5 protein-coding genes are annotated in these 5,790 nt (G+C 77.8%); 2 read left to right on the top strand and 3 right to left on the bottom strand.

Features of this window, described 5'->3' with window-relative positions; genetic code table 11:
• A partial coding sequence (locus J1M38_RS06370; RefSeq protein ID WP_206501206.1) for an amidase occupies window positions 1-1,198 on the top strand: 1,198 nt, incomplete at its 5' end.
• A gap of 9 nt (window positions 1,199-1,207) precedes the next feature.
• Here the strand turns inward: J1M38_RS06370 and J1M38_RS12015 are convergent.
• The 3 genes from J1M38_RS12015 to J1M38_RS06355 form a co-directional block, all read right to left on the bottom strand.
• A complete protein-coding gene (locus tag J1M38_RS12015; RefSeq protein ID WP_227717937.1) occupies window positions 1,208-1,438 on the bottom strand; it encodes a DUF4190 domain-containing protein in 231 nt (76 codons plus the stop codon).
• Window positions 1,439-1,891: 453 nt separating this feature from the next.
• Window positions 1,892-4,015: a PIG-L family deacetylase gene (locus J1M38_RS06360; protein ID WP_206481528.1), complete on the bottom strand. Its 2,124-nt coding sequence runs from the start codon at window positions 4,013-4,015 to the stop codon at window positions 1,892-1,894.
• Window positions 4,012-5,121 carry an acyl-CoA dehydrogenase family protein gene (locus J1M38_RS06355; protein WP_148408387.1) on the bottom strand — a complete coding sequence of 370 codons (1,110 nt, stop codon included), beginning with the start codon at window positions 5,119-5,121 and terminating at the stop codon, window positions 4,012-4,014. The genes J1M38_RS06360 and J1M38_RS06355 overlap by 4 nt, the downstream gene beginning before the upstream one ends.
• Window positions 5,122-5,282: 161 nt before the next feature.
• Here J1M38_RS06355 and J1M38_RS06350 point away from each other — a divergent pair, with 161 nt between their 5' ends.
• Window positions 5,283-5,711, top strand: coding sequence for a Fur family transcriptional regulator (locus tag J1M38_RS06350; RefSeq protein WP_095695187.1), 429 nt, complete (start codon window positions 5,283-5,285; stop codon window positions 5,709-5,711).
• Window positions 5,712-5,790 lie beyond the last annotated feature (79 nt).

The raw sequence follows: 5,790 nt of genomic DNA, 5'->3' as shown, positions 1-5,790 counted from the left end.
CCCCGCCTCCCTGCACGGCCTTCCGCTGGCGTACAAGGACCTGATCGACGTGCGCGGGATGCCCACGCGGTTCGGCTCCGCCCTGCTGGCCGATGCGCCGCCGGCCGCGCAGGACGACCCGCTCGCGCTCCGCCTGCGCGCGGCCGGCACGGTCACCCTCGGCAAGACGACCGTGCCCGAGTTCGGCCTGGACTCCTACTCGGAGAACCTCGTCACGGCGCCGGCCCGCAACCCCCTGGACCCCGCCCGCACCGCGGGTGGCTCCTCGGGCGGGGCCGCGGCCGCCGTCGCCGCGGGGATCCTGCCGTTCGCCCCGGGCTCGGACGGGGGCGGGTCCATCCGCATCCCCGCCGCCGCGTGCGGGCTCGTGGGCCTCAAGCCCGGCCGCGGGGAGCTGCCGATGGACGAGCACGCGGACACGGTCCGCAACCTCACGGTGTCGGGCCCGCTGGCCCACACGGTCGAGGACGCCGCCCTGCTCTACGACGTGCTGCTCTCCCCCGAGGGCCTGCCCGGCCGGGTGCTGCCGGACCTGCGCCGCACCGTGGAGACCGCGCGGGCCGGGGGCGCCGTCGACGTCCGCCGGATCGGCGTCACCACGGCCTCGCCCTTCACCTCCGACCTCGAGATCTCCCTGGCCCGGCCCGCCCTCACCGCCCTGACGAAGGCCGCCGCCGCCCTGGACGCGGGCGGCCACGCGGTCGAGGACCTCTCCCCCTACTACGGCGAGGACTACCACCGGGACTTCCGCACGGTGTGGACCGCAGGACTGCTCCGGGCGCCGCTGCCGGAGGACGCCGAGGCCCACGTGGGCGCGGTGGCCGCGCACTTCCTGCGCACGGCCCGGGCCGCAGGGCGCGCCGAGCTCGACGACGCCGCCCACCGGCTCGAGGAGTGGGCGCGCGGGGTGCGGGCGCAGTTCGCCGCCGTCGACGTGGTGATGACCCCGGTGCTGGCCACCGCGCCCCCGCCGGTCGGCCACTTCCTGGCGATGGAGCCCGAGGCCAACTACGAGGCGCAGTGCGCGTTCACGCCCTACACCTCGATGGTCAACGTGCTCGGCCTGCCCGCGGTCGCGGTGCCCGTGCTCCGGGACGAGCGGGGCCTGAACTGGTCCGTCCAGCTCATCGGTCGGCCCGGCACGTCCGCGCCCCTGCTCGCCCTGGCCGCACATCTCGAGCTGCTGCTGGCCGGCTGAGCCGGCCGGTCAGGTCGAGGTGTAGTCGCCCAGGGAGATCCCGGCGATCACCAGGATCACGAGGAACACGACGGCGAGCAGCAGCAGGGCGAGGGACACGTAGTTCATCACGAGGCCGGCGATCGCCATGCCGCGGCCGTGGGGCTCGCGCTTGAGGCCGATGTGGCCGAGGACCACGCCCACGATCGGCGGGAGGAGGAACGTGAACCCGCCCACCACGGAGATGATGCCGAGGATCATGGACGCCACCGAGCGGCCGACGCCGTCGGTCTGGCCGGGCTGCAGCGGGGCTCCGAAGCCGTGGCCGGGCGTGCCCTGCCCGTAGCCGTAGGCGGGGACGGTGTTCGCGTCCTGGCCGTATTCGCGTCCTGGCCGTAGCCGTACGGCTGCCCGTAGGCGGGGCGGGTCTGCCCCTCCTGCTCGGCGTACGAGGGGGCCCGGTCCCAGGCGGCGCGGTCGGCGTCGCCGGCCGGGGCGTCGGGCCAGCCGGCGGCGGAGGAGCCGGTGCCGGAGGAGCCCGCACCGGCCTCGGACCCGTACCAGCTCGGCCGGGCGGCCTCACGGCGCGGGTCGTGGGAGGCGTGGGGGTCGGTCATGACGGTCCTTCCGGTTCGGGGCGTCGCGGTCCGGTGCCGAGTCTAGGCGGTGCCCCCGGACCCGGCCCGGCCCCGCACCCCTGCTCCACGGCCGGCCTCACCCGGGCCGGCCCACCGCCTTGAGGTACCCGGAGAACCCGCCGGGGGTCCGCCCCTCCAGGCGGGACGAGGTGAGCACGCGGGTGGTGTCGGTGGCGATCACGCGCACCCGGCGGCCCTCACCACCGTCGCGCTCCCCCGCCAGGGCCCGCACGGCCTCGGCCAGGCCGACGTCCTCGTGCTCGGCCACCGGCGGGAATCCGCCCACGGCCTCGTAGAGCGACCACGGCAGCCCCAAGTTCGCCCCGTGCACGTGCGCGTGCCCCTCCTCGTGCCGGTAGCCGCGGAGCCAGGCCTGCCGCAGCGGTCCCTGGCGCACGTCCACCGTGCCCAGCACGAGCGCCTCGTCGCGGCCGGCGGCCACGGTCTGCGCCAGCAGCCAGTCGGCGGGGACGCGGCTGTCCGCGTCGGTGGAGGCGAGCCAGAGGCGCTCGGCGGGCACGTCGGGGAACAGCGCGCGGGCCCGGCGGGCGCCCTCGAGGCGGGCCCGCCCGACGCCGGCCTGCCCGGCGGTCGGCTCCCCCAGTTCGAGGACGTGGATGCGCGGGTCGGCGGCGCGGGCCTCGAGGGCGGCGGCCACCGTGGCGTCGTCGCAGCGGTCCGCGGCGACCACGACCGCGGCCGTGCCCTGCGCGTGGTGCTCCTCCCAGCGGTCCAGGGCGGCGGCGAGGGCCGCGAGCGCGGCCGGCAGCCGCTCCTGTTCGTCCTTGGCGGGCACCACGACGACGGCGTGGGTCGCGGCGGCGGCCCGCACGTGGAGGCTGAGCCGGAAGTCGTCCTCCACGAGCTCGGCGCGCAGCCGCCAGCGCGGGTCGGCGGCGACGCGCGCGTGCACGGCATCCCCGTCCAGCGGCCAGCCCTCGATGGGATGGCGCCAGTGGCACAGCAGCAGCTCGCCGCCGGGGGCGAGCGCGGCGTCGGCGTCGTCGATCAGCGCGTCGAGCTCCTCGGGCTGCAGGAAGTAGCCGATCTCGGAGGCGATCACGAGGTCCGCGCCGGCGACGTCGGCCGGCCAGTCCGCGGGCAGCACGGCTCGGCGCACCTCGGCGTGCGGCGCGCCGGCCAGCCGGGCGGCGGCGCGCTCGACGGCGGTGGAGGACGCCTCGAGGCCGACCACGCGGTCCGCGCGCGCGGCCACGTCCGCGGTGAGCACGCCGATGGACGCGCCCGCCTCGACCACGGTCCCGTAGCGGGGCCGGGGCAGGGCGGCGAGGGTGAGCGCCCGCTTGCGGGCCTCGTAGGACGAGCTGAGGTAGCGCCACGGGTCCTCCTGGGCCCGGTAGAGCCGGTCGAAGACGGCGGCGGCCCGGTGGGCGTCGGCGTCGTCGGGGCCGGAGACGCGGTGGGCCTCGAACGGGCGCTCGTGGTGGGCGAGCACGGCGGGGCCGAGGATCGCCTCGTCGCCGGGCGCGGCGGAGAGGGGCCGGACCTGGGAGGCGTGCGCGTCGAGGGCGGCACGGCGGGCGGCACGGTCGTCGTCGGTGAGCGGCAGCCGCCGGTAGCGGCGGGCGGGCAGGTCGGCCGGGTCGGCCCAGTGCCAGAACCAGATGGGGAAGGCGTAGAGCGGCAGGTCGCACTCGCCCGCGACCGCGCCGACGGCCCGGCCCACGGCCTCGTGGTCCGCGTGGCCGTCGCCCGGGTCGTGGGAGGCGAGCACGGCGGGGCCGGGGTGGGCGTCGAGGGCCGCGGCGACGGCGTCGCGCACGGCGTCCTCGTGCTCGGCCACGCCGGAGTCGGGCAGGGCCAGGGACGCCCAGGTCAGCCGGTCCCGCGCCGGAGAGCCGGGGCCTGCGGAGGCGGGCAGGCCGGCGGCGAGGGCGTCGAGGGCGTGCTCCATCTCGTCCCGGCGCAGCCGGACCAGGTCCTCGGGCGTGTGCGTGGGCGAGTGCGGGTGGGAGGCCTCGCCGGCGGTGGCGACCAGCACGTGCACGCGTGCCCCGTCGCGCAGGGCGGAGCGGATCAGGCCGGTGGCGGCGAGGGTCTCGTCGTCCGGGTGGGCGACGGCCACGAGCAGCAGCGTCTCCGCGTCCCAGACGGGCAGGCGCAGCTCCGGCAGCTCGCCGACGCCGCCCTCGGCCCAGGCCGCCTCGGACGTGCCGTCGTCGGTGTGGGAGAAGCTCACCACGTCCAGCCGCCGTCGGTCTCGCCGGTCAGGAGCGCGGCGCCCAGCCGGGCGTCGTCGCGGTGTCCGTGGTGCTGGCGCAGGTAGACCTGCAGGTCGGCGACGGCGCGGGCGTGCGCGGCGCTGCCGGTGAGCGGGCCGGGGCCGGTGGCCTGCCCGACGACGTCCATCACCTCGGTGCACAGCTGCGCCACGGTGCCGCGGATCCGGTCGGCCTCGACCATGCCGCGGCCGTGGTCCAGGCCTCCGGCGTCCACGTCGTCGGCGGCACGGGCGAGCAGGGCGGCCATCGCGTGGAGCAGCCGGTCGACGCGGCCGAGCGCCGCCTGGCCGATCTGGTCCGGGCCCGGTCCGCGGCCCTCGGCCGCGCGGGCGGCGGTGGCGTTCCGCAGAGTGCGGGCGATGCCGACGGCGCCGCCGAACCACACCGCCGCCACGCCGATGCCGCCCCACGCGAAGCCGGGCCGGCGCAGGTACCACTCGGCGTCGCCCACGGCGCTGCCGGGGACGGCGTCGAAGGCCAGGCCCACCGTGCGGATCGGGGCGAGGCCGAGCGCGGGCCAGGCCGAGTCGGTCTCGGCGACGCCGGGGTGGGACAGGTCCACGAGCACGGCGCGGCGGGTGCCGTCCGCCTCCCGGCCGGTCACGACGGCGGCCGCGCACCGGTCCGCGAGCGAGCACCACGGCTTCTCGCCGTCGAGCAGCCAGGCGGTGTCGGGGCCGTCCGGGACGGGGCGCAGGGCGGGGGTGCGGCCGCCGGACTCGGAGGCGTAGACGCCGAGCAGCCCGGCCGGGGCGGGGACGCCGGCCTGGGACAGGATCGAGAGCGCGTCCAGATGGGGCTCGAGCACGCGGGCGGCCGAGAGGTCCTGCGCGGCGACGGAGGCGAGCAGCTCCCACTGCTCCCGGGTGCGCCCCGCGCCGGTCAGCGGCAGGTCGAGCGGGGCGGCGTCTTCGTCGGACGCGGCGCCGGACGCCGCACGGAGCAGCTCGACCATCGCGTCGACGTCCCCGTCGCAGGCCGCGGCGGCCGCGAGGAGGGCCTGCTCGGCCGGGCGGTCCACGGCTCCACCCGGGACGAGACGGACGGGCTCGGGCTGGGCCATGGGTGGGGACCTCCTCGTCGACGGCGCCCGGGCCGGTGCGCCCCGGGGTCGAGGATTCACCGTAGTCAGCACGGGGACGGCGGGGAATGGCCGGTGCGCCGGGGGCGAAGCGGCCCGCTCTTTCTTGACATGTTCCAGAGAACCGGATGGGATCGACTGGCATGGAGACCACGACGCGGGACGAGGACGAGCGCACGCTGCTGCGCGGCGTCGGCCTGCGCGTGACCCGGCCCCGCCTGGCGGTGCTGACCGCCCTCGCCGACCACCCCCACGCGGACGCGTCCACCGTGCTGGCCGCCGTGCGTCGGGCCCTGCCCGGCACCTCGCACCAGGCCGTCTACGACTGCCTCCACGCGCTCACCGAGGCCGGGCTCGTGCGCTCCCTGCAGCCCGCCGGCTCCCCGGCCCGCTACGAGATCTGCACGGGCGACAACCACCACCACCTCGTGTGCCGCGGCTGCGGCACGGTCGTGGACGTGCCGTGCCGCACCGGCTCTGCCCCGTGCCTCGACGCCCCCGAGGGCCACGGCTTCGCGGTCGACGAGGCCGAGGTCTACTACTGGGGGCTGTGCGACGGCTGCCGGGAGTGACCGCCGGCGTCGCCCCGGTGGGCCGCGCGTCTTCCCCCGTCCGCCCGCCCGTGCCAAGGTGTGGCACATGACCGAGAAC

Origin of the sequence: Micrococcus sp. KRD070 (genome assembly GCF_017168435.1) — a bacterium.
Taxonomy (GTDB): Bacteria; Actinomycetota; Actinomycetes; order Actinomycetales; family Micrococcaceae; genus Micrococcus; species Micrococcus luteus.
Note: the sequence above shows the minus strand (reverse complement) of the source record. Positions and strands in the feature narration are given on the sequence as shown.